This window comes from Halorubrum sp. SP3 (assembly GCF_005435195.1).
Taxonomy (GTDB): Archaea; Halobacteriota; Halobacteria; order Halobacteriales; family Haloferacaceae; genus Halorubrum; species Halorubrum sodomense.
In genome coordinates this window covers 44,064-70,210 of the sequence record NZ_SGTU01000011.1, presented here as the reverse complement: position 1 = coordinate 70,210, position 26,147 = coordinate 44,064, and the positions used below count along the sequence as shown (strand labels likewise).

29 protein-coding genes are annotated in these 26,147 nt (G+C 71.6%); 14 read left to right on the top strand and 15 right to left on the bottom strand.

From position 1 onward, the window contains the following. Window positions 1–79: 79 nt before the first annotated feature. A complete protein-coding gene (locus EXE42_RS09995; protein WP_092919342.1) occupies window positions 80–1,696 on the bottom strand; it encodes a methyl-accepting chemotaxis protein in 1,617 nt (538 codons plus the stop codon). A 160-nt stretch (window positions 1,697–1,856) separates the two neighbouring features. Between EXE42_RS09995 and EXE42_RS09990 the strand changes: the two genes are divergently transcribed. Next, window positions 1,857–3,635: an excinuclease ABC subunit C gene (locus EXE42_RS09990; RefSeq protein WP_137706435.1), complete on the top strand. Its 1,779-nt coding sequence runs from the start codon at window positions 1,857–1,859 to the stop codon at window positions 3,633–3,635. 30 nt (window positions 3,636–3,665) lie between these two features. Here EXE42_RS09990 and EXE42_RS09985 read toward each other — a convergent pair whose 3' ends face one another. Further along, window positions 3,666–4,310: a helix-turn-helix domain-containing protein gene (locus EXE42_RS09985; RefSeq protein WP_137706434.1), complete on the bottom strand. Its 645-nt coding sequence runs from the start codon at window positions 4,308–4,310 to the stop codon at window positions 3,666–3,668. Window positions 4,311–4,478: 168 nt separating this feature from the next. After that, on the bottom strand, window positions 4,479–5,375 hold the full coding sequence (locus EXE42_RS09980) for an alpha/beta fold hydrolase (RefSeq protein ID WP_092919336.1): 897 nt from the start codon (window positions 5,373–5,375) through the stop codon (window positions 4,479–4,481). Window positions 5,376–5,500: 125 nt separating this feature from the next. Between EXE42_RS09980 and thpR the strand changes: the two genes are divergently transcribed. Next, window positions 5,501–6,085 (top strand): RNA 2',3'-cyclic phosphodiesterase, encoded by a 585-nt coding sequence (thpR, locus tag EXE42_RS09975; RefSeq protein WP_137694242.1) that lies wholly within the window; start codon window positions 5,501–5,503, stop codon window positions 6,083–6,085. An 89-nt stretch (window positions 6,086–6,174) separates the two neighbouring features. Beyond that, entirely contained in the window at window positions 6,175–7,665 is a 1,491-nt protein-coding gene (locus tag EXE42_RS09970) for a HEAT repeat domain-containing protein (protein WP_137706433.1), read from the top strand. A 36-nt stretch (window positions 7,666–7,701) separates the two neighbouring features. Here EXE42_RS09970 and EXE42_RS09965 read toward each other — a convergent pair whose 3' ends face one another. Next, window positions 7,702–8,532: a hypothetical protein gene (locus EXE42_RS09965; RefSeq protein WP_092919330.1), complete on the bottom strand. Its 831-nt coding sequence runs from the start codon at window positions 8,530–8,532 to the stop codon at window positions 7,702–7,704. A 317-nt stretch (window positions 8,533–8,849) separates the two neighbouring features. On the opposite strand from EXE42_RS09965, the gene serA reads away from it, so the two are divergent. Further along, window positions 8,850–10,454, top strand: coding sequence for a phosphoglycerate dehydrogenase (gene serA / locus EXE42_RS09960; RefSeq protein ID WP_092919326.1), 1,605 nt, complete (start codon window positions 8,850–8,852; stop codon window positions 10,452–10,454). 6 nt (window positions 10,455–10,460) lie between these two features. On the opposite strand, the gene EXE42_RS09955 is transcribed toward serA, so the two are convergent. The 6 genes from EXE42_RS09955 to EXE42_RS09930 all read right to left on the bottom strand — a co-directional run bounded on the left by EXE42_RS09955 (window position 10,461) and on the right by EXE42_RS09930 (window position 14,040). Further along, window positions 10,461–10,862: a type II toxin-antitoxin system VapC family toxin gene (locus tag EXE42_RS09955; protein WP_092919324.1), complete on the bottom strand. Its 402-nt coding sequence runs from the start codon at window positions 10,860–10,862 to the stop codon at window positions 10,461–10,463. Further along, the gene (locus EXE42_RS09950) at window positions 10,859–11,191 is read right to left on the bottom strand and encodes an antitoxin VapB family protein (protein WP_092919322.1); all 333 of its coding nucleotides are present in this window, start codon (window positions 11,189–11,191) and stop codon (window positions 10,859–10,861) included. The genes EXE42_RS09955 and EXE42_RS09950 overlap by 4 nt, the downstream gene beginning before the upstream one ends. 153 nt (window positions 11,192–11,344) lie before the next feature. Further along, window positions 11,345–12,628 carry a threonine synthase gene (gene thrC / locus EXE42_RS09945; RefSeq protein ID WP_092919320.1) on the bottom strand — a complete coding sequence of 428 codons (1,284 nt, stop codon included), beginning with the start codon at window positions 12,626–12,628 and terminating at the stop codon, window positions 11,345–11,347. 112 nt (window positions 12,629–12,740) lie between these two features. Beyond that, window positions 12,741–12,956 (bottom strand): hypothetical protein, encoded by a 216-nt coding sequence (locus tag EXE42_RS09940; RefSeq protein WP_092919318.1) that lies wholly within the window; start codon window positions 12,954–12,956, stop codon window positions 12,741–12,743. A gap of 74 nt (window positions 12,957–13,030) precedes the next feature. After that, complete coding sequence (upp, locus tag EXE42_RS09935) at window positions 13,031–13,708, bottom strand: uracil phosphoribosyltransferase (protein WP_092919316.1); 678 nt, start codon at window positions 13,706–13,708, stop codon at window positions 13,031–13,033. Window positions 13,709–13,794: 86 nt separating this feature from the next. Further along, window positions 13,795–14,040: a hypothetical protein gene (locus tag EXE42_RS09930; protein ID WP_092919314.1), complete on the bottom strand. Its 246-nt coding sequence runs from the start codon at window positions 14,038–14,040 to the stop codon at window positions 13,795–13,797. Between the two features lie 58 nt (window positions 14,041–14,098). Between EXE42_RS09930 and EXE42_RS09925 the strand changes: the two genes are divergently transcribed. Next, complete coding sequence (locus tag EXE42_RS09925) at window positions 14,099–14,425, top strand: hypothetical protein (protein WP_137706432.1); 327 nt, start codon at window positions 14,099–14,101, stop codon at window positions 14,423–14,425. Between the two features lie 99 nt (window positions 14,426–14,524). Continuing rightward, window positions 14,525–14,764, top strand: a complete 240-nt coding sequence (locus EXE42_RS09920; protein ID WP_137694250.1) for a hypothetical protein — start codon at window positions 14,525–14,527, stop codon at window positions 14,762–14,764. A gap of 30 nt (window positions 14,765–14,794) precedes the next feature. Here the strand turns inward: EXE42_RS09920 and EXE42_RS09915 are convergent, their stop codons facing one another. Then, window positions 14,795–16,072 carry a GTP-binding protein gene (locus tag EXE42_RS09915; RefSeq protein WP_092919308.1) on the bottom strand — a complete coding sequence of 426 codons (1,278 nt, stop codon included), beginning with the start codon at window positions 16,070–16,072 and terminating at the stop codon, window positions 14,795–14,797. Window positions 16,073–16,197: 125 nt separating this feature from the next. On the opposite strand from EXE42_RS09915, the gene EXE42_RS09910 reads away from it, so the two are divergent. The 4 genes from EXE42_RS09910 to EXE42_RS09895 all read left to right on the top strand — a co-directional run bounded on the left by EXE42_RS09910 (window position 16,198) and on the right by EXE42_RS09895 (window position 19,953). Beyond that, window positions 16,198–16,407: a hypothetical protein gene (locus EXE42_RS09910; protein ID WP_092919306.1), complete on the top strand. Its 210-nt coding sequence runs from the start codon at window positions 16,198–16,200 to the stop codon at window positions 16,405–16,407. A gap of 176 nt (window positions 16,408–16,583) precedes the next feature. Continuing rightward, entirely contained in the window at window positions 16,584–16,880 is a 297-nt protein-coding gene (locus tag EXE42_RS09905) for a hypothetical protein (protein WP_092919304.1), read from the top strand. After that, window positions 16,880–17,860, top strand: coding sequence for a TRC40/GET3/ArsA family transport-energizing ATPase (locus EXE42_RS09900; RefSeq protein ID WP_092919302.1), 981 nt, complete (start codon window positions 16,880–16,882; stop codon window positions 17,858–17,860). The genes EXE42_RS09905 and EXE42_RS09900 overlap by 1 nt, the downstream gene beginning before the upstream one ends. Window positions 17,861–18,066: 206 nt before the next feature. Beyond that, window positions 18,067–19,953 (top strand): carbon starvation protein A, encoded by a 1,887-nt coding sequence (locus EXE42_RS09895; protein WP_092919300.1) that lies wholly within the window; start codon window positions 18,067–18,069, stop codon window positions 19,951–19,953. 61 nt (window positions 19,954–20,014) lie between these two features. Here the strand turns inward: EXE42_RS09895 and EXE42_RS09890 are convergent, their stop codons facing one another. Beyond that, window positions 20,015–20,647 (bottom strand): hypothetical protein, encoded by a 633-nt coding sequence (locus EXE42_RS09890; protein ID WP_092919298.1) that lies wholly within the window; start codon window positions 20,645–20,647, stop codon window positions 20,015–20,017. Continuing rightward, window positions 20,640–21,038 (bottom strand): cupin domain-containing protein, encoded by a 399-nt coding sequence (locus EXE42_RS09885; RefSeq protein ID WP_137694252.1) that lies wholly within the window; start codon window positions 21,036–21,038, stop codon window positions 20,640–20,642. The genes EXE42_RS09890 and EXE42_RS09885 overlap by 8 nt, the downstream gene beginning before the upstream one ends. Window positions 21,039–21,208: 170 nt before the next feature. Here EXE42_RS09885 and EXE42_RS09880 point away from each other — a divergent pair, with 170 nt between their 5' ends. The 4 genes from EXE42_RS09880 to EXE42_RS09865 all read left to right on the top strand — a co-directional run bounded on the left by EXE42_RS09880 (window position 21,209) and on the right by EXE42_RS09865 (window position 23,028). Beyond that, window positions 21,209–21,466: a hypothetical protein gene (locus tag EXE42_RS09880; RefSeq protein ID WP_092919294.1), complete on the top strand. Its 258-nt coding sequence runs from the start codon at window positions 21,209–21,211 to the stop codon at window positions 21,464–21,466. 94 nt (window positions 21,467–21,560) lie between these two features. Continuing rightward, window positions 21,561–22,247 carry a DUF5828 family protein gene (locus EXE42_RS09875; protein WP_137706431.1) on the top strand — a complete coding sequence of 229 codons (687 nt, stop codon included), beginning with the start codon at window positions 21,561–21,563 and terminating at the stop codon, window positions 22,245–22,247. Between the two features lie 112 nt (window positions 22,248–22,359). Continuing rightward, on the top strand, window positions 22,360–22,599 hold the full coding sequence (locus EXE42_RS09870) for a hypothetical protein (RefSeq protein WP_092919290.1): 240 nt from the start codon (window positions 22,360–22,362) through the stop codon (window positions 22,597–22,599). A gap of 54 nt (window positions 22,600–22,653) precedes the next feature. After that, the gene (locus EXE42_RS09865; RefSeq protein WP_092919288.1) at window positions 22,654–23,028 is read left to right on the top strand and encodes a helix-turn-helix domain-containing protein; all 375 of its coding nucleotides are present in this window, start codon (window positions 22,654–22,656) and stop codon (window positions 23,026–23,028) included. Between the two features lie 21 nt (window positions 23,029–23,049). On the opposite strand, the gene EXE42_RS09860 is transcribed toward EXE42_RS09865, so the two are convergent. Beyond that, window positions 23,050–25,179 (bottom strand): S9 family peptidase, encoded by a 2,130-nt coding sequence (locus EXE42_RS09860; protein ID WP_137694254.1) that lies wholly within the window; start codon window positions 25,177–25,179, stop codon window positions 23,050–23,052. Window positions 25,180–25,263: 84 nt separating this feature from the next. After that, the gene (locus EXE42_RS09855; RefSeq protein WP_092919284.1) at window positions 25,264–25,857 is read right to left on the bottom strand and encodes an IMP cyclohydrolase; all 594 of its coding nucleotides are present in this window, start codon (window positions 25,855–25,857) and stop codon (window positions 25,264–25,266) included. Between the last annotated feature and the right edge of the window lie 290 nt (window positions 25,858–26,147).

The window sequence follows — 26,147 nt, the reverse complement described above, 5'->3', positions numbered from 1 at the left end:
GGCGAAACGCGTCGGGGTTCGGGACGGGACGGGACGGGACGGACCAGAACGGGACGGGACGGACCAGAACGGGACGGAGTTACCGCGCGTCGAGCCGTTCGACGCGGGCGATCAGCTCGTCGACGGCCGCCTCCTGGTCGTCGGTGGCGTCAACGATGCGATCGGTCGCGTCCTCCGTGCGGTCGGAGCGCTCGCGGACCGCCTCCAGCGAGGAGGTGAGCTCCTCGACGGTCGCGGCCTGGTCGTCGGTAGTGCGCGCGACCTCCGCGACGCCCGCGGCCGCCTCGTCGACCGCGTCGGCGATCTCCTCGAGCGAGTCGAGAACCGTCTCGATCTCGGTGCCCGCGTCCTCGATCCGCTCGTGAGAGCGCTCGACGGCGGTCGTGGTCTCCGCGGACTGCGCCTGTAGCTTGTCGAGGCTCTCCGTGATCTCCTCGGTGTAGCCGCGGGTCTCGTCCGCGAGCTTCTTCACCTCCTCGGCGACGACCGCGAAGCCGTCGCCGCCCTCGCCGGCGCGGGCGGCCTCGATGTTGGCGTTGAGCGCGAGCAGGTTCGTCTGCTCGGCCACGTCGGAGATGACCTCGATCACCTCCTCGATGTCGTCCATGCGCTCGGAGAGCGCGCCGACGCTCTCGACGAGCTCGTCGCCGATCTCGACGACGTCCTCGGTCGCCTCGCGGGCGTCCTCGCTGGCGTCGAGCCCCTCGTCGGCGGCGTCGGCGGCCGCGACCGCGGCGGTGTCCACCTCGTCGGCCGTCGCGGCCACCTCCTCCATCCCGGCGGAGAAGGACTGCATCTCCGAGACGCTCTCCTCTAAGAGCTCGTTCTGCTCGTCGACGTTCTCGGCGATGTCGGCGGCCGCGGCGCTCGCCTCCTCGACCGTCGCGTCGAGGTCGCGCGCCTTCTCGTGAACGCTCTCGGAGAGGTCCTCGAGGTTCTCGGCCATCCGGTTGACGACATCGATGACGCTCAACAGCTCCTCGTCGAGGATCTCGCACTCCTCGCGGCAGACGGCGCGGGCCTCCAAGTCCCCCTCCCCGATCGCCTCGGCCGTGGTGCGGATCTCGGCGACCAGCTCCGCCGTCGCCTCCCGCTCGTTGACGTTCTCGGTCCGGTCGATAACGACCTCCGTCACGCCGACGAGCTCGTCGCCGTCGTACATCGGCGTCGCGGTGAACTCGATGTGCTTCTCGTCGCCGTGTCGGTCGACCATCGTGCTCGTGTCGCGGTAGCGGGTCCGGGCGCTCCCGCACCGTTCGAGGTCGTAGGCCTCGTCGGCGGTCTCGGGCGCGTCGAGCACCTTGTCCGCGAGGGTGTCGGCGCGCCGACCGTCGGGGTAGAACAGCTCCGAGGCGTAGCCGTGACCGAGGGCGTCCCCGCGGTCGACGCCCGTGAGCGCCGCGATCGACTCGTTCCACTCGGCGACGTTCCCCTCGGTGTCGAGGATGAACGTCGGGACCCCCGTGGCGTTGAACGCCTCGGCGAAGCCGGCGCCGGCCAGGGTGCCGCTCCGGTCCGCGCCGTCCGCCTCCGTGACGCTGTGCGCCCCGTCGGCCGGGGCGCCGGACTCGTCGGCCGCGGCCGTCACGGCGTCCGCTCCCGGCGAGTCCTCGACGACGACGCCGCCGTCGGGAACCGACCGGGAGTCGCCCCCCCGCCCGAACACGCTCCGCAGACGCTCGCGAAGTCCCGTCATAGTCTACTTTAACTCTCTGAACCTGGATTATAAACGGCGCGCCCCAGTGTTCGCAACTGATAATCGGGGGTGACGGCGGGTCTCGGGGGACGGTGAGCCAGAGGGAGGCCGCGGCCCGCAGCGTTCAAACGCGTTCGGCGGTTACGTCGGTCCGAGAGCGATGGACGCCGACGCGGTGCGCGAGCGGGCCCGAGACCTCCCGACCGAGCCGGGGGTCTACCAGTTCCGGGCGGGCGAGACGACGCTGTACGTCGGGAAGGCGCTCGACCTCCGGGACCGGGTGCGGTCGTACGCGGACCCCCGCTCGGGGCGGATCCGCGGGATGGTCGAGCGCGCCGACCGGATCGAGTTCGCGGTCACCGACACGGAGACGCAGGCGCTGCTGCTGGAGGCGAACCTCATCAAGCGGCTCCGTCCCCGGTACAACGTCCGGCTGAAGGATGACAAGTCGTACCCCTTGGTCGCCTTCTCCGACCACGAGGTGCCCCGGATCGAGGTGACTCGAGATCCGGAGGCGGGCGCGGTCGCGTACGGTCCGTTCACCGACGTGGGGCGCGTCGAGACCGTGGTGAAGGCGGTGCGGGAGGTGTACGGCCTCCGCGGCTGCTCGGACCACAAGTACGACGGGCGCGACCGCCCCTGCCTCGACTACGAGATGGGCATCTGCTCGGCGCCGTGCACCGGCGAGATATCGCCCGAGGACTACGCCGAGGACGTCGCCGCCGCGCGCCGCTTCTTCGAGGGGGAGACGGGCGGGCTCGCGGACCCGCTGCGGCGGCGGATGGAGGCGGCGGCCGAGGCGAACGAGTTCGAGCGCGCCGCGAACCTCCGCGACCGGCTCGAAGCCGTCGAGGCGTTCCACGGCGAGGGCGGCGAGGCCGTCAGCGACCGCACCGACGACCGCACCGTCGACGTGCTGGCGGCCGCGGTCGAGGGCGACACCGCCCGCGTGGCCCGGCTCCACAGCGAGCGCGGCCAGCTCGTCGACCGGAGCCGACACCGGCTCGACGCGGCGGCGGTGGACGGGGGATCGACCGGCGACGACGGCCGCGGCGACTCCGCCGACGCCAACACCCCCGCCGCCGTCCTCGCCGCGTTCCTCGCGCAGTACTACGCCGAGCGCGAGTTCCCCGACGCGGTCCTCTTGGCGGAGCGCCCGTCCGACTCGGACGTGGTCGACTGGCTGGAGGCCGAGGGCGTCGCGGTCCGGGTCCCGGGCGCCGGCCGCGAGGCGAAACTCGTCGAGCTCGCGCTGAAGAACGCCCGGAAGCGCGGCGGCCGCGACGACCCGGTGGGCGCGCTCGGGGACCGGCTCGGGATCGCCCGCCCCGAGCGGATCGAGGGGTTCGACGTGAGCCACGCGCAGGGGACCGCCGTGGTCGGTTCCGACGTCTGTTTCGTCGACGGGAGCGCCGAGACCGCGGACTACCGCCGGAAGAAGCTCACCGAGCGCAACGACGACTACGCCAACATGCGCGAGCTGATCCGCTGGCGCGCGGAGCGCGCGCTCGCCGGCGAGGACGACCGACCCGACCCCGACCTCCTCCTGATCGACGGGGGCGAAGGGCAGCTGGGGGCCGCCCGCGACGCGCTCGCGGAGACCGGGTGGGACCCCCCCGTCGTCGCGCTCGCGAAGGCCGAGGAGCTGGTCGTCACCCCGACGGGCACCCGCCGCTGGGACGACGACGCCCCCGAGCTCCACCTGCTCCAGCGCGTGCGCGACGAGGCGCACCGCTTCGCGGTCTCCTACCACCAGACCGTCCGCGACGAGGTGGCGACGGTCCTCGACGACGTGCCCGGCGTCGGCCCCGAGACTCGCCGCCGGCTCCTCCGGCGGTTCGGGTCGGTCGAGAGCGTTCGCGAGGCCTCCCGGGACGACCTCACCGACGTCGACGGCGTGGGCGACGCGACCGCCGACACGCTTCGGGAACGGCTGTAGCCGCGGTTTGCTCCCTCGCGGCGGACGCCGTCACGCCGACTCGACGGCGCGTTCGACGACCGCCGCCTCCGCCTTGCGGAGCAGTTCGCCGGCGGTGCTCGTCGCGCAGTCGAGCGCGGCCGCGACGTCCGCGACGGTCCCCTCGCGGGGCACCTCGTAGTACCCCACCGAGACCGCCGTCTCAAGCGCCGCGCGCTGTCGGTCGGTCAGCCGCGACGGCGTCCGCCGGCGCTCGAACTCGTGGACCCGCTCGATGGTGAGGTCCGCGAGGGCCGCGAGGTCGTCGTGGAACGCGCTGAGCGCCGCGGTCGCGCCCGCCGCCTCGAACCGCACGTCGCCCGACTTGCGGAAGACGACCGGCGGGAGGAAGATCACCCGCGACGCCGCGACGGTGTCGAGGAGGGCCGCCGGGAACTCGTACTCGTCCTGTCGGAGGAAGGCGTAGGTCCCGTCCGCGTCGCTCACGAGGCTGCTCGCGACCAGCGAGTCGAGCGCCTCGACGGCGGCGGTCGTCGCGTCGCGGTCGCCGTCGAACCAGAGCAGCGTCGTCGCGTCCGCCGTCGGACTCCACATCAGCAGCTCCGCGCGCGAAATCGGGGACTCGCCGACGATCGATCGGTGGAGGGGGTGGCGGAGCCGCTCCGGGTAGGCGGCCGAGAACCTGATCCGTTTCATTCGGCGGTCGCTCGCCGTTCGACCCTCCCACACATCAATCCGCATGGTTCGGCGCGGGTTCGGCACGGGTTCGAGACGTGGGGCGGGCCGGAGCGGTCAGCGGGGACGGGGAGGGAGAGCGGGCCGGAGCGGTCAGCGGGGACAGGGAGGGGGAGCGGGCCGGAGCGGTCAACCGGGACGCGCCAGCGCCTCGGGAGCAGCCCGGAGGAGCGTCCCGAGGTGGTCCGCGCCGTCGAGGGCGCGGAGGTCGGCGGTCGGGAGCGCCTCGGCCAGTCGTTCCGCCCCGGCTATCGGGACGTTGGCGTCGGCCGTCCCGTGCCACAGGCGCACCGGGATGTCGACCGCGTCGAGATCGATCCCCCAGTCGGCCCCCGCGTCGCGGAACTCGGTGACCGCGCCGCTCCGGTGACGCTCGAACGCCGCGAGGAAGTCCGCTTTCACCGTCGCCGCGACGTCGTCGGGGACGGCGTCCGCGTCCGCGGCGTACTGCCCGACCACGAACGACGGGTCCGCCCGGTCCGCGACCCACGCCTGTCCGCGGAACAGCGCCCCGAGGACCGAGGGCGTCGCGGACGCGAGGCCGGTCAGCAACCGCTGTACCGCCGGCGTGTCGTCGGTGAAAGATGGCGGCGTCGCCCCGGCGACGAGGTCGACGCCGGTGACCCGCTCGCCCGCCGTCGCCGCCGTCGAGAGGGCGTAGGGAGCCCCGCCGGAGAACGCGACGAGAGGCGCACTCTCGACGCCCGCGTCGTCCAAGACGGGCCGCACGGACGCGGCGGCGTCGGCGACGGTCCGGCCCGGGTGCGGCGAGGACCGACCGTAGCCGGGCCTGTCGGGCGCGATGACGCGGACGTCGTTCGCTTGCGCCGCCGGTTCGAGGAGCGCCCCCAGTCGGCGGGACCCGGGTGTCCCGTGGAAGAAGACGAGCGGATCGCCGGTCGGAGGGCCGTACGTCGCGTACGCGATCCGGCGGCCGTCGTCCAGGCGGACGACGCTCGGTGCTCGACGCTCCGGGGTCCGACGCTCCGGAGTCGATTCCGGCCGCGCGGAGTCGGTGGGGGCCATCGACGGTGACTACGACCGCGCCCGTGGTGGGTTTGGTGCCGGACTGATACGGGAGTATTTACGTATGGCTTGCCGGCTCGGCCACCCCAAGCCGTATCCGTCGCTGGGCCGACCCCGCAATCGAGATGCGCGCGTTCTTCGCCGTCGACCTCCCGGAGTCCCTCGCGGCCGGCGTCGCGGCGGCACAGGCCCCGTTCGCGGACGCCCACGGCGTGAACCCGGTCGATCCCGAGCAGGCGCACGTGACGCTGAAGTTCCTCGGCGACGTCGCGAGGGGCGACGAGGACGACAGCCCGAACGACTCCGCCCTCGACGACGTGATCGCCGCCGGCGAGCGGGCGGTCGACCGCGCGGGCGTCGCGCCGTTCGACTGCGCGGTCGGCGGTCTCGGCGTCTTCCCGAACCGAGATTACGTGTCCGTCGTCTGGGCGGGGATCGAGCGCGGCGGCGACGACCTCACCGCGCTTCACCGCGCCCTCGAGGCGGAGACGACCGCGCTCGGCGTCGATCCCGCCGACCACGCGTTCACGCCGCACGTCACGCTGGCCAGAGTGGAGAACGCGGCCGGGGCGGAGGCGGTCCGGGACGCGCTCGACGACGGGGAGGTCGAGGTCGGGTCGTGCTCGGTCGACGAGGTCCGACTGATGAAATCGACGCTGACCGCGTCCGGCCCGGAGTACGAGACCGTGCGGGAGTTCGAACTCGAGTGACGGGCTCCGGCTCGCGGGACGGGGCGAATTCTCACCGGTGATAGCCGCGGGCGTACGTTTAACGTACCGGATCGGTGAGCGATTCACAGATGGACGACGGGCCGGGAACCGAGGAGACCGCGGAGTCGGCGGGGAGCGCCGGCGGCGCCGAACGCGGCGATCGCAGCGCCAGCGCCGCCGAGCGGAGCGACCGCGGCGACGGCCCCCCGATGCTGGCGCGACTCGGCCGGCGGTTCGACGCGTCGACGCGTCGCGAGGCGGCCGAGGCGCTCGGCAACCCCTCCGGCTCGATGAGCGCCGAGCAGGATCGGATCGTCGAGGCGCTGTTCGGGGCCGCCCTCGACGACCCCGACGAGGCGGTCCGTGCGGCGGCGATCGAGTCGCTGTACTTCCACGATGACGACCACGTCGACCGGCTGGCGCGGCGGATCGCCGAACGGCGGAGCGCCGGCGGCACGGGGGACGGCAGACGGGCGACGCGGGGGCGGGTCGCCGAGGCGTTCGCCCGGTGGGTAGAGCACGACCGGGCCGCGTACCGGATGGTCGGGGCGACCGGGCTGGCCGTCGTCGGGGACGAGGGCGACGCGCCCCGATTTCGAGAGGCGTTCGACGACGGCGACGCGCGGGTCCGAGCCCGAGCCGTCAGGGGATACGCCCGCGTCGGCGGCGAGCGGGTCGACGCCGTCCGCCCGCTGGTGGACGCGCCGAACGACCTCGTTCGCGGCGCCGCGGCCGACGCGCTCGTCGCGATGGACAGCGACGACGCGACGGAGCTGCTCGCGCTCGCGGCGCGGCGAGGGAACGAGCGGCTCCGGCTCACGGTCGTCCGCCGGCTCGGAGCGCTCGACCGGCGGGACGCCGCCGGCGTGTTGATCGGGTCGCTGCGGGACCCCGCGGAGCGGATTCGTCGGGCCGCCGCGGCGTCGATTACGACGGTGATCGCGAGGGCGGGCGCGGTGTCGGCGGGCGACGTGCGCGACCGGCTCCTGACGGAGCGCCCCTTCGATGGCGACGGCCCGCTCGCCGCGTTCCGCGCGGTCGCCGCCGAGCGAACGGCGAGCGAGCGACCCGGACCGGACGAGATCGGGGCCGAGGAGAGCGGAGCGGACCGGAGCGGGGCGGGCGGAAGCGCATCGGCCGAGGCGGGAGCGAGCATCGACGCCGAAACGCGGCGGTACGCGGCGTGGCTGTGCTGCGAACTGATCGAGGCCGCGGACCCGACCGCGACCGACCGGTCGGCCTCGGTCGAGTGGCTGATCGACGCGCTCGACCACCGCGACCGGCTGGTGGCGGACCTCGCGGCGGCGTACCTGCCGCGGATCGTCGCGAACGAGTCAGACGAGGGAGTCGGGGCGGAGAGCGACGCGACGGACGACAACCGATCGGCCCTCGGCGTCGACGTCGAGCGGAGGCTCCGGGAGCTCGCGAGCGACGAGACCGCCGCCGAGGACGCCCGCGAGCGCGCTCGAGCGGTGCTGCGACGGTTCAAGCGCGCGGTCGTCGAGACGGCCGCGGACCGGCACGTCGAGTACGTGTACGTCCGCTGGCCGGCGGACTACACGGAGCGTAACGAGGGGTAGCGGAGACGGGTCAGCGGGGGGCGTCGGGCGCCGCGACTACGACCGACGGACGAACCGGTCGTCGTCGACCGCGACCGTCAGGTCGATCGTCTCGTCGAGGAAGTTGAGGACCGTGGCGACGTTCCGGTCCGCGTCGGCGTCGACGTACAGCTGTAACACGCCTCCCGCGTCGACGAGGCGTGCGGCGAGCATGCGGACGAACGCGACCGCGCGCTCGACGTCGAAGGCGGCGACGATCTGGCCGAAGACGCTCACCTCCAGCGAGACGCGCTCGCCCGGCTCGTGGTTGGCGTCGAGGATGCGCGAGACGGTCTCACCGACGTCGTCGGGAGAGAGCCGGGGATCGAGTTCGACGATTTCGACGTCGACGCCCGCGAAGTCGACGTCCGGCGTCGCCTCGAAGTCGTACTCGCCGGTGCTGACGATCACCGTCCGGCGGGGCCACGCGGAGAGTCGCTCGTCGAGCGCGCGGACCAGCCGCTCCGGCGTGGGCGTCACGGCGACGACGAGCCCGGCGGCGCCGTGGAAGTGCGCCCTGAGCGCGTCGGCCTCGTCGCCGACGGCCGAGGCGTCGACCCGGACGACGCCGTTCCAGTCGACGTGATCGGCGACGTGAACGCCGTCCGCGACGCGGTCGGTCACGTGGTCGTGGAGGTGCGCCTCGAACTCGGCCACCGCGCCGTCCGTGTCGTAGGCGGTCTTGGCGGTGGCGCAGTACGGGCAGTCCCAGCTGACGCGGAAGTCGGACGTGGAGAGCGCGTCCGAGTGGTGCGCGATCAGGTGTGATCCCGTCACCTCGCGCATCTCGGAGCGGTCCCGCGTCCACGCGACGAACCCACACCGGCCACACGTCCAACGGCTCATCATGATCGGAAACGTACCTCGTGGGACCCGTCCGAGGCTCATGTATGTTGGGTTATGTGTGTGCGGTCACCGCGGGCGTCGGTCGGGACGCCGATCCGGGAGCCGCGGAGCGCGTGCCTCTCGGCGCCGGCGACCGCGATCGTGAACTCCGTGCCGTCACGTGCGGCGGGTATAAAAGGGCCACCACCGGCGAGGGTACCCACGAACGCGCATTCTCCGTCGACGAAAGGGGGATCGATACTCACGAGCGCGGATCCGACCGGGCGGCAAAACGGCGCGATTCGGAAAGCGTTAACCCCGCGCCGCGGGTCCGTTTCCACATGAAGGTACTCGTGACCGACCCCATCGCGGATCCGGGGTTGGACCGACTCCGAGACGCCGGCCACGAGGTCGTTACCGACTACGAGGCCGAGGGCGACGCGCTGCTCGACGCCGTTGCCGACGCCAACGCGCTGATCGTGCGGTCCGGAACCGACGTGAACGAGGCCGTCTTCGAGGCGGCTTCCGACCTCGTCATCGTCGGCCGCGCCGGCATCGGCGTCGACAACATCGACATCGAGGCCGCCACCGACCACGGCGTCATCGTCGCGAACGCGCCCGACGGCAACGTCAGGGCCGCCGCCGAACACACCGTCGCGATGACGTTCGCCGTCGCGCGCTCGATCCCGCAGGCGCACGGGCGACTCGTCGACGGCGAGTGGGCGAAAGGCGAGTTCCTCGGCACCGAGGTGAACAACAAGACGCTCACCATCGTCGGCCTCGGCCGCGTCGGCCAGGAGGTCGCGAAGCGGCTCGACTCGCTCGGGATGGACCTCGTCGTCTACGACCCGTACATCTCCGAGGAGCGCGCCGACCGCATGGGCGCCGAGCTTGTCGAGGACCTCCACGACGCGCTCGCGGCCGGCGACTTCGCGACGATCCACACCCCGCTCCTCCCCGAGACGGAGGGGATGATCGGCGAGGCCGAGCTGGCTCAACTCGAAGGCGGCTACCTGATCAACTGCGCCCGCGGCGGCATCGTCGAAGAGGACGCGCTCGCCGCGGCGGTCGACGACGGCGTCCTCGCGGGCGCCGCGCTCGACTCCTTCGCGGAGGAGCCGCTCCCCGAGGACTCACCGCTGCTCGACGTCGATGACATCGTCTTGACCCCGCACCTCGGCGCCTCGACGGAGGCCGCCCAGGAGAACGTCTCGGTCGACACCGCGGAGGCGGTGCTGGCAGCGTTCAACGACGAGCCGGTCCTGACGGCGCTCAACGCCCCCTCCGTCGACGAGAGCGCGTTCCCGCGGATCGAGCCGTACATCGACGTGGCCGAGACCGCCGGGAAGGTCGCCGCGCAGCTGCTCGACGGCCGGATCACCGAGGTCGAGGCGACCTACGAGGGCGACATCGCCGCGGAGGACGTCGACCTCGTCACCGCGAGCGCCCTGAAGGGCGTCTTCGAGCCGTTGGAGTGGCAGGTGAACGCCGTCAACGCGCCGCGGCTCGCCGAGGAGCGCGGCATCGAGGTGACCGAGTCGAAGACCCGACAGACCGAGGACTTCCAGAGCCTCGTCCGCGTCACCGTCCGCAACGGCGACGACGAGATCGCGGTCGAGGGGACGCTGTTCGCGGGCGAGGACGCCCGCATCGTCCGGATCGACGGGTTCCGCGTCGACGCGGTCCCCTACGGCCACATGCTCGTCGCGCGCAACACCGACGAGCCGGGCGTCATCGGGCTGATCGGGACCGTCCTCGGCGACCACGACGTGAACATCGCCGGGATGTTCAACGGCCGCGAGACGCAGGGCGGCGAGGCGCTCACCGTCTACAACCTCGACTCGGCGGTCCCCGACGCCGCGATCGAGACGCTGCTCGCGGACGACCGGATCGTGGAGATCACCGAGATCACGCTGGACGGCGCCGACGAGCGGCCCGACGAGTAGTCGGGGTCAGTACGCGGCGACCGGGACGAACGGCTCGAAGTCGTCGACGGTCCGCGCGACGACGGTCATTCCCTCCGCGTCGGCGACTCCGGCGATGAGCAGGTCCGCGGTCGCCGCGTCGACGGCCCGCCTCGTGTGGTCGTCGGAGCGGTACGGGTCCGCCTCGAACGCGCTCGCCGCGAGGGCGTGCTCGCCCGTGATCGGCACCACGTCAAGCCACGCGAACGCGGCTGCGAGCCGCTCGGGGTCGAAGTCGCCGTCGAGGCGCCGCCCGACCGCGACCTCCTTGTAGTTCATCGCGGTCGTCGCGAACTCGCCGTCCTCGTGGGCTTCGAGGAACTCCCGAACGGCGTCGGTACCGGCGAGGTAGTCGATCAGGAACGTGGTGTCGAGCAGGTACCGGGTCATGCCGATCCTCCGTCGGCGTCGTTCGTCTCATCGGAATCGACGTCGTTCGCGTCGGTGCCGTCGTCGCTCGTGTCGGCGGCAGCGCCGCCGTCCGGAGGCTCGTCGTCGCCCGCGTCCGCCATCCGATCGATCGCCGCGGCCTGTCGGGTGCCCGCCGACTCGTCGAACCGCTCCCGCGACCGCCTCGCGGCCTCGCGGAGCGAGTCGGTCTCCGCGGTCGACAGCGACCCGAACCCGTCGCGCCAGTCCCCCTCGCTCTCGTCGTCGCGCTTCCGGGCGCGAAGCCGCTCGTACACCTCCTCGCGGACGCCGATCGTTTTCGTTGGCATCTCGTGTTTGTGTATGTGCTTGTGTATATGATAGCTGGCCCGGCGCGGTGGGACGCCCGAGCGTCGAGGGTTAAGGGTCGAACGTCGAGCGTCAAGCGTGGGCGCCGAGCACGAATCGGAGTCCGGATCCGAATCCGAAGCCGCAGTCGGCGGTTACCCTCTGATGTGGTCGAGGACCGCGTCGGCGTCGTTCGGGACGGGCTCGGGATCGCCGCCGGCCTCGTAGGCGGCGTCGGGGTCCTTGAGGAGGTGGCCGGTGGTGAGGCAGACGACCCGCTCGTCGTCGTCGACGACGCCGGAGCGCCGGAGCTTCTTCAGGCCGGCGAGGCTCGCCGCGGACGCGGGCTCGACGCCGACGCCCTCGCTGGCGAGGTGGCGCTGCGCGGCGGTTATCTCGTCGTCGCTCACGGCGACGGCGGTGCCGTTCGTGTTGCGGATGCCGGGGATCGCCTTCGGAGCGTTGACCGGGTTGCCGATGCGGATCGCGGTCGCGCGCGTCTCGACGTCCTCCCAGCGCCGGATCTCGTCGTTGCCCTCCTCGATCGCCTCGACCATCGGCGCGGCGCCCTCGGCCTGGACCCCGGTGAGCTTGGGGACCTCGTCGACGGCGAGCGCGCCCGACTGGACGAGCTCGCGGAACCCCTTGTACAGCGCCGAGGTGTTGCCCGCGTTGCCGACGGGGAGGACGATCCGGTCCGGGAACGCGCCGTAATCGGCGTAGAACTCCTCTAAGACCTCGAAGCCGATCGTCTTCTGGCCCTCCAGGCGGAACGGGTTCAGCGAGTTGAGCAGGTACGCCTCGCCGCGCGCGGCGAGCTCCTGGACGATGTCGAGACAGGCGTCGAAGTTGCCGTCGACCTCCAGGATGCGCGCGCCGTGGAGGCTCGCCTGCGCGACCTTCCCGGCGGCGACCTTCCCCGCCGGGAGGAGGACGAGCGTCTGCATGTCGCCGCGCCCGCCGTACGCGGCGAGCGCGGCCGACGTGTTGCCGGTCGAGGCGCACGCGAGCGCGCCGACGCCGAGCTCCTTCGCGACGCGGACGCCGACGGTCATCCCGCGGTCCTTGAACGAGCCGGTGGGGTTCATCCCCTCGTGTTTGATCCGGAGCGCGTCGACGCCGACCGCCTCCTCGATGCGCGGGACGCGGTGGAGCGGGGTGTCGCCCTCGGGGAGGGTGACCCCGAGGTCGAAGGGGAGCGCCTCGCGGTAGCGCCAGACGCCGCGGTCGGGGCCGTCGGAGGGCGCGCCCGCGCCGAACTCGTCGAACGTCGGCGGGTCGGCGTACCGGACTTCCAGCAGGCCGCCGCAGTCGTCGCAGGTGTACCGGACATCGTCGAACGGGGCGAACGTCTCGTCGCACTCGATACACGCGAGCCACGTCCCGTCGGCGGCGCAGTCTGGCGCCGCCGGGGCCGCGGCGTCGATGGCGAGGTCCATTACGTCGAACTCCGTTCCGCCGCGGCTTAAGACGGGCGGTCGGAACGGACGTTGCCGCCCGAAACGAAGGTGTTCGGCCGGTCGCGGGATCTCCCCGGTCCGGCCGGGGGCCTCAGTCGACGATGATCTCCGAGCTCTCGTCGCCCTCGTCGCCGCCGGAGCCGAGGCGGTCCTGGTAGCGCTGGATCCAGTCGGCGAAGCAGTCGGGGCAGAGGCGCTGGGTGTCGATGTTCGCCCGGTCGACGCTCAGCCGGACGGTGCGCGCGAGCGCGTCCGTCGTGGCGTCGCCGCAGGCGTCGCACGGCTCGGTCGTCGGCGCGTCGCTCATGTCGTACCGGTCGCGGCGACGGCTCTTAAAAGTACGTCGACGGAGTCGGGGCGCCCGGGCGGGGACGCGGCCGCTTAGACCGTCCGGAACGCCCGGTCGCCGGCGTCGCCGAGGCCGGGGACGATGAACCCGTCGTCGTCGAGGTGGTCGTCGATGGCGACGGTCAGCAGGTCCGCCTCGGGGACCGCCTCGCTCACGCGGACGAGGCCGGCGGGCGCCGAGACCGCGGAGAGCACGAACAGGTCCTCGAAGTCGTCGGCCTCGTCGAGGACGTGGTCGAGGACGGCGACCATCGTCGACCCCGTCGCGAGCATCGGGTCCGCGACGATCACGGTGTCTCGGGGTCGGATTTCGGGGAGCTTCACGTAGTCGATGCTGATCGGGAACTCGCCGTCCGCGGTCATCCCGGCCGCCTCGTCGCGCCCGGCGGAGATGACGCCCTGCTTCGCGCGGGGGAACGCCTTCAACAGCCCCTCGACGAACGGGGTCGCGGCGCGGAGGACGTTGATGATCACCACGTCGTCGAGCCCCTTCACGCGCTCGCCCGTCGTCTCCTCGAGCGGGGTCTGAACCGGGACGTACTCGGTCTCCATGGCGCCGTCGATGATCTCGTAGCCGCAGATGCGGCCGAGCTTCACCAGGCCCTTTCGGAACGCGACCTGCTCGGTCTCGACGTCGCGCAGCCGCGAGAGGGTGTCCGTCGCCAGCGCGTGCGTGATGAGGTACGCGTCGTCTCGGTCTTCGATCGTCATTGTCCGGAATCCCGACCGGAACGGGCTTAAAATGTGGCGAATCGCACGGTCGGCGGGCGAGAGACCGACGCGACGCGGGTGGACCGTTACCGGAGCGCGACCACGTACGTCACGCCGAAGAGAATTATCGCCAGCGTCGCGACGTTGACCGCGGTGAGCGACGCCGCGCCGAGGAAGTCGAGTCCCCAGACGACCATCCAGGCGAACCACGTCGAGAGCACGGCGTTCATCGCGAGCAACACCTTGGGGTCCCCGGAGGAGCGCTCGACGCCCTCGCGGACTCCCGGGCCGTCCCCCTCGCCGCTCTCCTCACCGCTCCCCTCGGCGCTCATACGCCGACTGGCGGGTGTGCGCCACTTAGCTCTTGTCCGTTCGGGACGTACGGCGGTCATGGTCGGAGCGCCCCGCCTCCGCAACCGCCGCGGCGAGCCGATCGACCCGGTCCCCTTCCTCGTGACCGCGGGGCTGACGTTCACGCTCGTCTTCTCGTTCGGGCCGCTCTACGGGCTCGCGTACGGGCTGTCGCTGCCCGTCGCGCTCGCGGCGTCGGCGGGCGGGTTCGCGGGCGTCGCGTGGCTCGCGTACCGACAGCTCGTCCGGTCGGCGCCGCCCGCCGACGCCGGGACGCTCCCGGTCGGCCTCCGGTTCGAGCGGCTGCTGTACGCCGGTGTCGGGCTGGGGATCGTCTTCGTCGCGCTCACGCTCCCGCTGCTGTGAGGAGCCGAGCGGCGCGGGCGACTCGGGGCCGCGAGGCGGCTGTGCGAATCGATCGCACGACACCGAGAGACTAAGATGATCGATGCGGATAATTACGGTATGGGCATCTTCGACACGGTGACCGACGCGCTGGCGAGCTCGACGCAGAAGGCGCCCGGCACCGCGGGGAACGACGGCTCCGAGGGGGCGTACTGGTGCGACGACTGCGGCGTCCGCGTCCGCGACGTCGACGTCGACGACGAGGGGCTCGATCGCGACGCCGAGGGGACGCCGACCTGCCCCGACTGCGGCGACGCGATGCGCTTCGAGCGCGCGGCCGGGAGCGGCTGCGCCTGCTGAGCGGCGGACCGATTCCTTTTCGCAACGGCCCTACGGCTCCCGGAGCGCGACCTCGCTCCCCTGTTCGGTCGGGAACGGCGCGGGGTCGGCGTCGGCCGGGTCGTCCCCGACGCCCGGGTCGCCGAGCTCCGCGAGTTCGGCGTCGGTCAACAGCGCGTCGTCGAGCCGCGAGACGAGGGCGTCCTCGTCGACCTCGGTGCCGATGACGACGTACTCCGTCCGGCGGTCGCCGCGCTCGTCGTCCCAGTCGAGGCCGGGGCGGTTCGAGCGGAGCATGTCGCGCTCGACCGACGGGACGCCGGCGATCCACGGACCGAGCGCGGTGACCCGGACCGACCGGCCCGCCTGCCCGACCTGCTGGCGCTGCTCCGTACCGGCGACCCACAGCGTCCCCTTCGAGCGGACCACGCCCGACGGGAGGTCGCGGAGGACGGCGGCGATCCGGTCGGGGTGGAACGGGCGGCGGCGGCGGTAGGTGAAGGAGGTGACGCCGTACACCTCGTCGGGGTGGCGGTGGTCGGCGTGGTCGTCTTCTCCGTCCCCGTGGTGGTCGTCTTCTCCGTCCCCGTGGTGGTCGTCCGCGAGCGCGCGCTTCCAGCCCGGGAGGTCGCCGAGTTCGCCCTCGTCGAACAGCCCGACGTCGAGGAGCCGGTCGGGATCGACCGCGGAGAACTCCGTGACGACAGTCTCCGCGCCGGGCTGGAGCGCCCCCACGAGCTCGACCGCCTCGTCGACCTCCGCGTCGGTGCAGAGGTCCGCCTTGTTACACACCACGAGGTTCGACACCTCGACCTGCTCGACGAGGAGGTCCGAGAGCGGGCGGTCGGCGTCCCCGCCGTTCGCGTCGCCGGCGTCCGGGTCGACGCGCCGCTCCGGAGCCCCGTCGCCAGCGAACGCGTCGAGGAACTGCCGCGTGTCGATCACGGTCACCAGCGCGTCGACCCGGTAGCGGGCCGCCGCGCGCGACTCGGCGGTGAACAGCCGCGCGACCGGCGCCGGCTCGGAGATGCCGGACGACTCGACGACGAGCGCGTCGAACGACCGGTTCTCGGCGAGACGGACCACGGCGGACTCCAGGTCGTCCTGTAGCTCGCAGCAGATACAGCCGTTCGACAGCTCCGTGACGCCGCCGACGCCGACCTCGGACTCCTCGGCGATCAGCTCCGCGTCGACGTTGACGTCGCCCATGTCGTTGACGAGGACCGCGAGGTCGCGGTCGCCGGCGTTCCGCAGGAGGTGGTTCAGGAGCGTCGTCTTGCCCGCGCCGAGGCCCCCCGAGAGCACGGTCACCGGGATGCGGTCGTCCATACGGCCGGATCGGACACGACGCTATTCAACCCCCGGGCGGCGCGCCGGAGCGAGCGACTCCTCGGACCCGCCCCGGGCCGGCCCGAGCCGATACGTTGATAGGCTGCGGTCGTCGAACTCGGGACATGGTTCTGTCCGCCTCCGCCGTGTCGCTGGTCAGCGTCACGATGACGGTGCTGATGGTCGCCGCGATGCTGTACCTGGTCTGGGGAGCGCTCGGCAGCGACGTCCACAGCCCGAGTCCCGACGACGGAGACCGACCGGAGCTGGGCGACGCCGAGGAGGCCGAGACCGACGACGCGTCGGGGGAGCTCACCGAAGGGAGCTCCGCCTGACGCCCAACTCGGAGCGAGCTTCGCCTGACGCCCAACTCGGAGCGAGCTTCGCCTGACGCCCCGCGCTCCGCGCGCGACCTGCCCGCGGATCGGCGCCCCGGCGACTGACAGCGGATCGGCGTCTCGACGACCCGGCCGCGATAGCTTTTAACGCCGGAGCGTCGTCATGAGGAATAATGACAGTAGCCGACCGGATCGAGGCGTTCCGAGCCGCGCTCGAGGAGTGGCTCCGAGGCCTGTACCACGGGATGATCACGCACCCGGCCTACGAGAAGATCGAGAAGGAGGCCGAGGACACCGAAGACGAGTTCATGCTGGCGTGTTTCCCGGACGCGTTCGGGGTCCCGTCGCCGGTGTCGTACTACACCGCCGAGCTGCTGCCGTACCTCGAAGACGAGTTCGAGGCGTGGGAGCGGCGGCTGTGGGACCGCGACAGCCTCATCGAGCGGAAGGGCCAGCAGTACCACTTCTGATGACGGAGCTTCACGCCTCCGCCGACGGGGAGCAGTTCGTCTTCTTCGGCGGGAAGGGCGGGGTCGGGAAGACCACCGTCTCGTGTGCGTACGCCTACCGCTGCGCGCGCGACGGCGCCCGGACGCTCGTCGTCTCCACCGACCCGGCCCACTCGGTGTCGGACGTGTTCGACCAGCGGTTCGGCGACGAGCCCGAGTCGGTCGACGGCGTCGACGGGCTGGACGCGATGGAGATCGACCCGGAAGACGAGATGCAGCGGCACCTCGACGAGATCCGCGAGTCGCTCTCCGAGCAGGTGTCGGCGGCGATGGTCTCCGAGATCAACCGCCAGCTGGAGATGTCCCACGGGACGCCGGGCGCGTACGAGTCGGCGCTGTTCGACGCGTTCGTCGACGTGATGCGCACGGAGAGCGAGCCGTACGACCGCGTCGTGTTCGACACCGCTCCCACGGGGTCGACGCTGCGGCTGCTCGGGCTGCCCGAGTTCCTCGGCGATTGGATCGACCGCCTGCTGTACAAGCGGAAGCAGTCGATAGACCTGTTCGAGAAGGCCGCGATCGGCGACGCGGAGCCGCGGCGCCTGTTGGAGGGCGACCCCGTGATCGAGCGGCTCCGGGAGCGCAAGGAGTTCTTCGAGTTCGCCGGCGAGACGATGCGGTCGGACGCCGCCTTCTTCCTCGTGTTCAACCCCGACCAGCTCTCCGTCAACGAGACGGCGCGAGCGATCGAGGAGTTCACCGACCGCGACCTGCGCGTCCGCGGGCTCGTGGCGAACAAGCTCACGCCGTCGCCCGACGACGACGAGACGGGACGCGGCGCGCGCTACCTCCGCGAGAAGGTCGAGACCGAGCGCGACCGCCTCTCGCAGGTCCGCGAGGGGTTCGACCCACCGCTCGTCGCCGAGATAGAGTCGCGCACCACCGAGGTCCGCGGGGACGTGCTAGCCGACGTCGCCGCGTCGCTGGACGTGGAGCCGTAGGGGCTCGAATCCGGAGCGCGCCCCGTCATGAGCGCGCGCGAGGGGTATCGGCGACCGATTAGTGCGAATTTTACCGGGGAGTGTGGAGAAAAAAACTGTGTTCCGGCGGTGAGTTCGGTCGGTCTCCCCGTATACACCTCAAATATCATGAACGAAAGTAACGTTTAAGTCTGACATGGTGAATCGATACCACGAGGCAGGGACTTATGACAAGTGTAATTTGGATCGTCGTCGCCGTGCTCAGTACGTTCACCGTGGGATACGTGGGGTACTCGCGGTACCTCTCTCGGTTCGTCGAGATAGACGACGACCGGGAGACGCCGGCACACAAGTACGAGGACGGCCAGGAGTACGTACCGGCGAAGAAGCCGGTGTTACTGGGGCATCACTTCTCAAGCATCGCGGGCGGCGCGCCGATCGTCGGCCCGATCACCGCCGGAGCCATCTGGGGCTGGGTTCCGGCGCTTCTGTGGGTCGCCATCGGCAACCCGCTGATGGGGGCCGTTCACGACTTCATCTCGCTTTCGGGCTCGATGCGACACGAGGGGAAGTCGATCGGCTACATCATCGGCGAGTACGTCGGTGAGCGCGGCAAGAACATGCTGCTGTGGTTCGCGTTCCTCACCATCATCCTCGTGGTGGCGGTGTTCGCCCTGGTCGTCGGGATCGTGTTGAACGCGTTCCCGTCGGCCGCGACCGCGAGCCTGGTGTACATCGCGCTGGCGTTCGCGTTCGGCGTCTACCTCTACCAGCTCGACGGCCCGTTCCTCCCGGGGACGGTCGTGTTCGTCGCCGGGGTGTTCGCGGGCGTCTGGCTCGGGATCCAGTACCCGCTCGCGCTGTTCCCGGCGGTCGAGACCGGGGTCTACCCCGCCGGGACCATCGTCCTCTTCGAGTTCCTCGGGAACGGCGCCTGGCTGCCCGGCGCGGTGGTGAGCACCAGCGCCATCCTCCAGCCGAACGTCGCCGCGTGGGTGCCGGTGATCCTCGTGTACGCGACGCTCGCGAGCGCGCTCCCGGTGTGGGTCCTGCTCCAGCCGCGGGACTACCTGTCGTCGTTCCTGCTGTACTCGGGCGTCGGCGGGGCGCTGCTGGCGATCATCGTCGGGACGCTGCTGGGCACCTCGGCCCAGCCGCTGACCATCGACCCCTCGATCGGGGCGTACATGGGCTTTTTCGGCAGCGACCTCGCGATCGAGACCAGAGGGATAACGCCGCTGTTCCCCCTGTTGTTCGTCACGATCGCCTGCGGGACGATCAGCGGCTTCCACTCGCTGGTGTCGTCGGGGACGACGGCCAAGCAGCTGAACAAGGAGAGCGACGCCCGCCTCATCGGCTATGGCGGCATGCTCGGTGAGGGCCTGCTCGCGTCCGTCGCGATCTCGACGCTCGCGGTGGCCGGCGCGACCACGGCGGCGGCCGGCGGCGGCATCGGCGGCGCGCTGCCCAACTTCGCGACCGGCGGCGGGATCATCCTCACCAGCCTCGGGATCCCGCAGAGCTTCGGTGCGCCGTTCATGGCGCTCGTCTTGGTGAGCTTCCTGCTCACCTCGACCGACACCGCCGCGCGGCTCGGGCGGTACATGATGGAGGAGATCGTCGGGACCCGAGGAAGCGGGACGACGACCGGCTTCTCGACCGACCTCAGCAGCCTCGCGAAGGGGCGGTACACGAACCCGATCGTCCAGTCGCTCGTCGCGTACCTGCTCGTCATCTCCGGCGAGTGGGTGACGCTGTGGGCGCTGTTCGGCGGCGCGAACCAGCTGCTCGCGGCGCTGGCGCTGCTCGCCGCGACCGTCTGGCTCGCCAACTGGGACGAGTCCAAGCAGCTCGTCTCGACCGGCGTGCCGATGACGATCATGGTGACGATCACCGTGCTCGGGCTGTCGTGGGTCGCGCTGTGGGACAACCTCTATCAGAAGCTCATCCAGGGCGGCGTCACGGGACTCGGCGGACAGATATCCGCCGTCGTTCAGATGGGGCTCGCGTTCGTCCTCATCTACCTCGCGCTGTCGCTCGTGTGGATCGGTTACGGCAACATCACGAGCGTGCGGAGCGGCGGCGAGCCGGCGGCCGAACCGAGCGACGACTGACTCCGCGTTCCGCTTTTTTCGACCGCGCTCGATCCGAGAGCGCCGCTGCCCGGGTGACTCCTCACCGCCAGAAGCGCTTCGCGAACCGCGAGAAGAACCCCTCGTCCGGCTGCTCGACCCGCTCCCACAGGCGGAAGGCGGCGGCGGTGTCGGCGCTCTCGCTGGCGACGAGCGCCTCTCGCTCCGGGGCGACGACGACGAGGTTCACCTCGTAGTGGCCGTAGTAGCCGAACTTCAACAGGGTGCGGTCGCGGAACCCGTCGACGAACGCGGCGACGTCGTCCGGGATCCGGTCGGCGACGAGGACGACGGTGACGTCGGTGCCGTAGTGCTCCTCGTGGGCGTCGACCCGCTCGTCGGCGACGTCGTGAGCGAACTCGACGAGCCGCTCCACCGCCGCGACGCTCGGCGTCGACACGCGACGGGCGAAGACGTACTCCATCAGGTCGTGGTCCGCGTAGCTCAGCGCCGGGTGGAGGAACTGCTTCTGGTTGCGCACCCGCATCTCCGCGGTCATCTCGAACCGCTCGCCGTCGACGACGACGTCGCGGTCGAGGTCGTAGCTGTACATCAGCCGGTCGGAGACGCGGTCGAGGTACTCGTCGTCGTAGTCGGGCACCGCCTCGCGGATCGCCGCCGGCAGCTCCTCGGGGTCGCGGCGAGGTGCCTCGCCGGGGGTCGCGTTCTCACTCATCGTCGTCGGCTCCGGCGTCGTCCGGGTCGTACGGCACGGCGTCTCCCGAGGCGGGCGGCGCACCGACGGCCAGCACCGTCACCGGGCCGTCGGCGTCGGCGGGGTTGTACGCGCGCTGCGGGCTCTCGGGGTCGACGACGAACAGGTCGTCCGCCGGGACCTCGTAGGTTCGCTCCGGCGTCTCGACGGCGAGCGTTCCATCGAGCACGTAGAACGCCTCCTGTTGGGTCTCGTGGTGGTGGTACGCGAGCGGCAGCTGCTCGCCGGGCGCCGCCCGGAACCGGTTGATCGCCGCGGCGTCGAGCCCTCCCGGTTCGGACAGCTTTCGACACTCGCAGGGGCGGTCCGGTTCCGGTTCGACGGCGTCGACGTCCACGACGCGATATCCCATGCGAGCACATTCCACGGAGCGGGTAAAAAGGGCGTCGGCGACCGGCTCGAGGGACCACACCGCGACGCCGCTCGGGGCGTGGATTTTCGGGCTGTCGGGGCGAACCCGCGTCGCACGCGCGTGAGGCGCGGATTTAAGTCCCGCGACGCCGTATCCCACGGTGAACGACCATGACAGAAGAGGCCGACCGGACGGACGCCGACGAGCCCGTCGAGGCGGAGGCGTGCGGGCGCTGTTCGATGTCGACCGTCGTGGGAGCGGTGGCGAAAGACCAGACGCCGGAGGAGCGGGCCGAGCGCGACCCGTTCCGGGGCGATCGGATCGAGGTCGACGAGTCGTCGGTCCGGCGCGTTTCCCCCGCCGGCTACCTCGGCGACCTCAAGGAGCGGCTCGACGCGTTCGCGCGCCGAGTCGCGTACGGGAAGTAGTCCCCCACCGCGGGCCCGACGGCCGAGCCGCCCCCGGCGAGTCGCGCCAATGCGGAGAGACTTATACGCGTTCGCTCCGTAACGGGGGCAACCGATGGAAGAGAGCATCTCCGGCTTCAAGATGCGCGGCGACTGGGGCGACGTCGTCGAGCACGGCGAGCGGATCGCCTTGGCGCTCCGGGAGGTGGGGGTCGACGGCGACGCCTACTACGAGTTCGACGAGTGGCGCCCGAAGACCCACGAGCGCATCGACGAGGACGTCTCGGAGAAGACCGCGGCGCAGGCCTCCGTCGACGAGGGGAAAGGCGAGCGCGCCGGGAAGTCGCCGGGCGACGACCTTCAGACGGCCGGCGAGAAGCTCACCGAGTCCTACGAGAAGGTCGAGGAGAACGACACCGAGAGCGCCCGCGAGAGCTGGGGCGAGTCGATCGGACACGTCGCCCGCGCGGCCGACTCGGCCAGCCGGAAGGCGCTCCGGAAGGTGGAAGACGCGGTCTACCGGAACGTGATGACCCAGATGGCGCCGTACTACTTCGACAACGAGCTCGTCAGCGCCAACATCCAGGAGGTCGCCCGCGCCGAGGACGACGAGACGTTCGTCTTCGAGGTGAACGTCAACGACGACGAACTGAAGGCCGAGGTGTCGGCGGTCCTCGACGACTACGAGTCCGAGATAGACCGCTGGCACGTCGAGGCGGAGAAGCGGACCGAGGACGTCGCGGCCGCCGAGGGCGTCGAGCCGCCCGCCGAGGAGGGCGGACCGGATTCGACCAAGACGTGAGCGGGCGCGACGCGACCGCCGAGGCCGCCGACCGCGGCCGCACCGGACACGCGGGCACCGCGGGCCGAGACGCATCGGTCGCTTTTAACTCACCGACGGCCGAATCGAACCCATGAGCGAGGTACTCCGGGTCGAGGCGGGCGAGTTGGCCGTCGACGAACTGATCGACGCGCTCAACGACGGGCGGCGGATCCTCGTCGACGTCGAGGTCGCGGGCGCCACCCACGAGGTCGCCCTCCGCTACGACGGCGAGACGTACCACTGCGACACGCCGACGAACCTCCATCGACACGCGGACGAGTCGGGGATGCGAGGCTGTATCGACCAGATGGGCTACGCGGCCGAGGAGTGAGACCGCCGAGCGGCGAAACCGACATTTAACGTCGCCGCGCGTGAATCGGGTCGTATGAGCGACCCCGAGATCGAGGACCTCGTCGGCGACGCCTCCCCGTCCTTCGAACACGTCCTCTCCTGCGTCTTCGGCGTACGCGACCACGAGAGCCGCGCGTACCTCGCGCTGCTCGAGCATCCGGGCAGCACCGTCTCGGAGCTCGCCGACGCCCTCGACCGGGACCGATCGAACGTGAACCGGTCGCTGTCGACGCTGCGCGAGAAGGGGCTCGTCGAGCGCCGGCGGCGGCTGCTCGACTCCGGCGGCTACGTCTACCAGTACACCGCGATCCCGGTCCCGGAGGCCAAGCGGCGCCTCCACGACGCCCTCGACGAGTGGGTGACGGACGTCCACGACGCCATCGACGCGTTCGAGCCCGACGAGCGCTGAGCGTTTCGCGGGGCGAGGGGCCTACTCCTCGGCCTCGTCGTCTCCCTCGCCCGCGGTCAGCCCGTCGTCCTCGGGGCGGTCGAGCGCGCGGTCCGCGTCGTGGTGCGCGGAGTAGCCGTCGAACCAGCGGGCGATCCGCTCGATGCGGTCGACGACGTGCGCGGGCTCGCCGGACCGCGAGAGCTCGTGGCCCTCGCGGGGGTACCTGACGAACCGCGTGTCGACGCCGTTCTTCCGGAGGATCCGGTGGTACAGCTCCGCCGTACAGATCGGGGTGCGCGTGTCGTCCTCGGAGTGGACGAGGAGGGTCGGCGTGTCGACCGCGTCGGCGTGGCCGGTCGGGGACTGCTCCCAGAGCCACTCGGGCTCCTCGGAGGGGACCGCGTCGAAGTCGCCCTCGACGAGCTTGTAGGCGGCGTCGGTCGAGCCGTAGAAGCCGGTGAGGTCGTAGACGCCGCGCTGGGAGACCGCCGCGCGGAAGTAGTCGGTCTGTCCGACCGCCCACGCGGTCATGAAGCCGCCGAACGAGCCGCCGGTGACGAAGGCGTTCGACGCGTCGATCTCCGGGCGGTCGGCGACCGTCTCCACGCCGGCCATCACGTCGCGGAGGGTGACCGCGCCCCAGTCCCGCTCGATCGCTTTCATGAACGCCTCGCCGTAGCCGGTCGAGCCCCGCGGGTTCGACCAGAAGACGGCGTAGCCGCGGGCCGCGAGCGTCTGGAACTCGTGCCACATCGTCCCCGCGGTCGACCACATCGCGTGCGGCCCGCCGTGGATCTCGACCGCGAGCGGGTACGGCTCGTCGGCGCCGTCGCCGGCGGCCGCGTCCCCGTCGCCCGAACCTGCCGGCGGCGTCAACAGCCACCCCTGGATCTCCACCCCGTCGGACTCGAACCGGAGCTCCTCCGGCTCCCCGATCGCCCGCCCGGCGAGGTAGTCGGCGTTCAGTTCGGTCAGGCGGGTCGGCGCGTCGGAGTCGGCGTCGTAGGCGAACGCGTCGCCCGGGTGGTCCCACTCGCTGGCGGCGTACGCGACGGTGACCGACTCGGGTCCGGTACCGGCCTCGCCGCCGACCGTCGCGGCCGAGACGGTTCCCGGCCGGAGCAGGCGCTCGGGGTCGGCGCTCCCGTCGGCGGGGACGTGCCACAGCGCCGTCTTCCCCTCGTCGGGCGTCGCGAAGTACAGCGTCGCCTCGTCCGGGCCCCACTGCGGCGTCGTCCCCCGGCCGAGCCCGCGGTCGAGGCCGCCGGTCAGGTCGGTGACGGCCCCCGACTCGGCGTCGAGGACGCGGAGGTCCGTCGGCTGCATCGACACCCGCTCCGGCTCGGCGTGCGTGAAGGCGACGCGGCCGTCGGCGGTCGCCGCGAGGTCGGCGCCCCACCCGGTCGTGGTGTGGACGCGCTCGGCCTCGCCGGCCGCGAAGTCGTGGGCGCGGATCGCGATCTCGACCGAGTCGTCGGGGTCGTCTCCGATCGCCTCGGTGTAGTACAGCGTGTCGGCGTCGCCCCACGACGGGGCGGCGAAGTCGGCGTCCCCGTCGGTGACCCGTTCGATCGATCGGGACTCGGCCGGGTCCGGATCCGTGACGCCCCCGACGGTCGCGTCGGCGTCGACGACGTAGACGCCGGGGCGCCGCCCGTCGAAGTAGCGCTCGGCCGCCCGGTAGACGGTCCGGTCGATGACGCGCGGGTCGGGATGCTCGTCCGGTTCGTAGTCGTCCGGCACGGCGAGGTCGCGGTCGGCCTCGCGGTCGTCGGCGGTCACCGACTGGACGAACGCGATCCGCTCCCCGTCTGGCGACCACGCGATGGACGAGACGCCGCCGACGACGTCGGTGACGCGGCGGGCCTCGCCCCCGCCGACCGGGAGGACCCACAGCTGCTGGCGGTCGTCGTCGGCGCCGCGAGTGGAGGTGAACGCGATCCGGTCGCCGGAGGGGCTCCAGCGCGGTTCGGCGTCGGATCCCTCGGGAAGGGTGAGCCGTCGGGGGTCGTCGTCGCCCGCGACGTCGACGAGGTACACCGTCGCCTCGTAGCTGTCGTCGTCGTTCGGCTGTCGGCGCACGAAGGCGACGCGGTCGCCGTCCGGCGAGATCCGGGGATCGGACGGGACCGCGATGTCGTGGTAGTCGGCCGCGGTGACGCGCTCCATGGAAGTCACTCGGACGGGGGGCTCAAAAGCCGTCGGGAGCCGGAAAGGCGGACGATCGCCTCCGCGCTCCGAGTCCCTCAGCGGTCAGTCGTCGCCGTTGTCGAACGCCAGCGAGACGCCGCCGTCGTCGACGGTCGCGCCCGCGGCACAGACCGGGTGTTCGAGGTCGGACTCCAGCAGTTCGGTCGCGACCGACCCCGCGTCGGTCGCGGTCAGGTCGTACGGCTCGGGGGAGTCCGTCTCGTAGGTCGCGACGACCGTCGGCTCGTCGACGGCCTCGACGAGGAGCGCGTCGCGGCGGACGACCCCGATGGTCGCGGACGCAGCGCCGACGATCCCGGCGACGCGGGGCGTGTCGTAGTCGTCCCTCTCGTAGTCGAGCGCGAGCAGCGCCGACGCGAGCGCGTCGCGGGGCGGGTAGCCGCGCTCCAGTTTCTCCGCGATCGGGTCGACGTGCGAGCCGTTTCCGAGGGCCGCCAGCGGCGCCCCGGTCGGGGCCTCGACGGCGCGCGCGCAGTTGTACGAGACGTATGGGTTGTCGGTCTCCGGCGCGTCCGGCGTCGGACCGACGGTGAGCGTCCGGCCCCGGTCGCGGACGCGACGGTTCGGGAACGAGCGCGAGGAGACGCGGTAGCCGCCGACTCCCGGCGCGACGACGACGAATCGTCCGACGTACATACAGCTTCGTGCGGATTCGGTCGTGTAAAACGCGTCGATATGTCCACGAACGCGATCCGACAGCGGGAAGCGATCGCCGCCGTCGCGACCGCGACGCCGGCGAGGGGCGCCGACGCGGACGGGGAGCGTCAACCGATCGCACGGCGACCGCAACGCGCAACGCTTACAAAGACGTACTGGCTACCGATAAGTGCGCAGTCCATTGGGGTAGTGGCCAATCCTGAAGCCTTCTGGGGGCTTCGACCCTGGTTCGAATCCAGGATGGACTACTTCTGCTCCGTGCCGTTTCA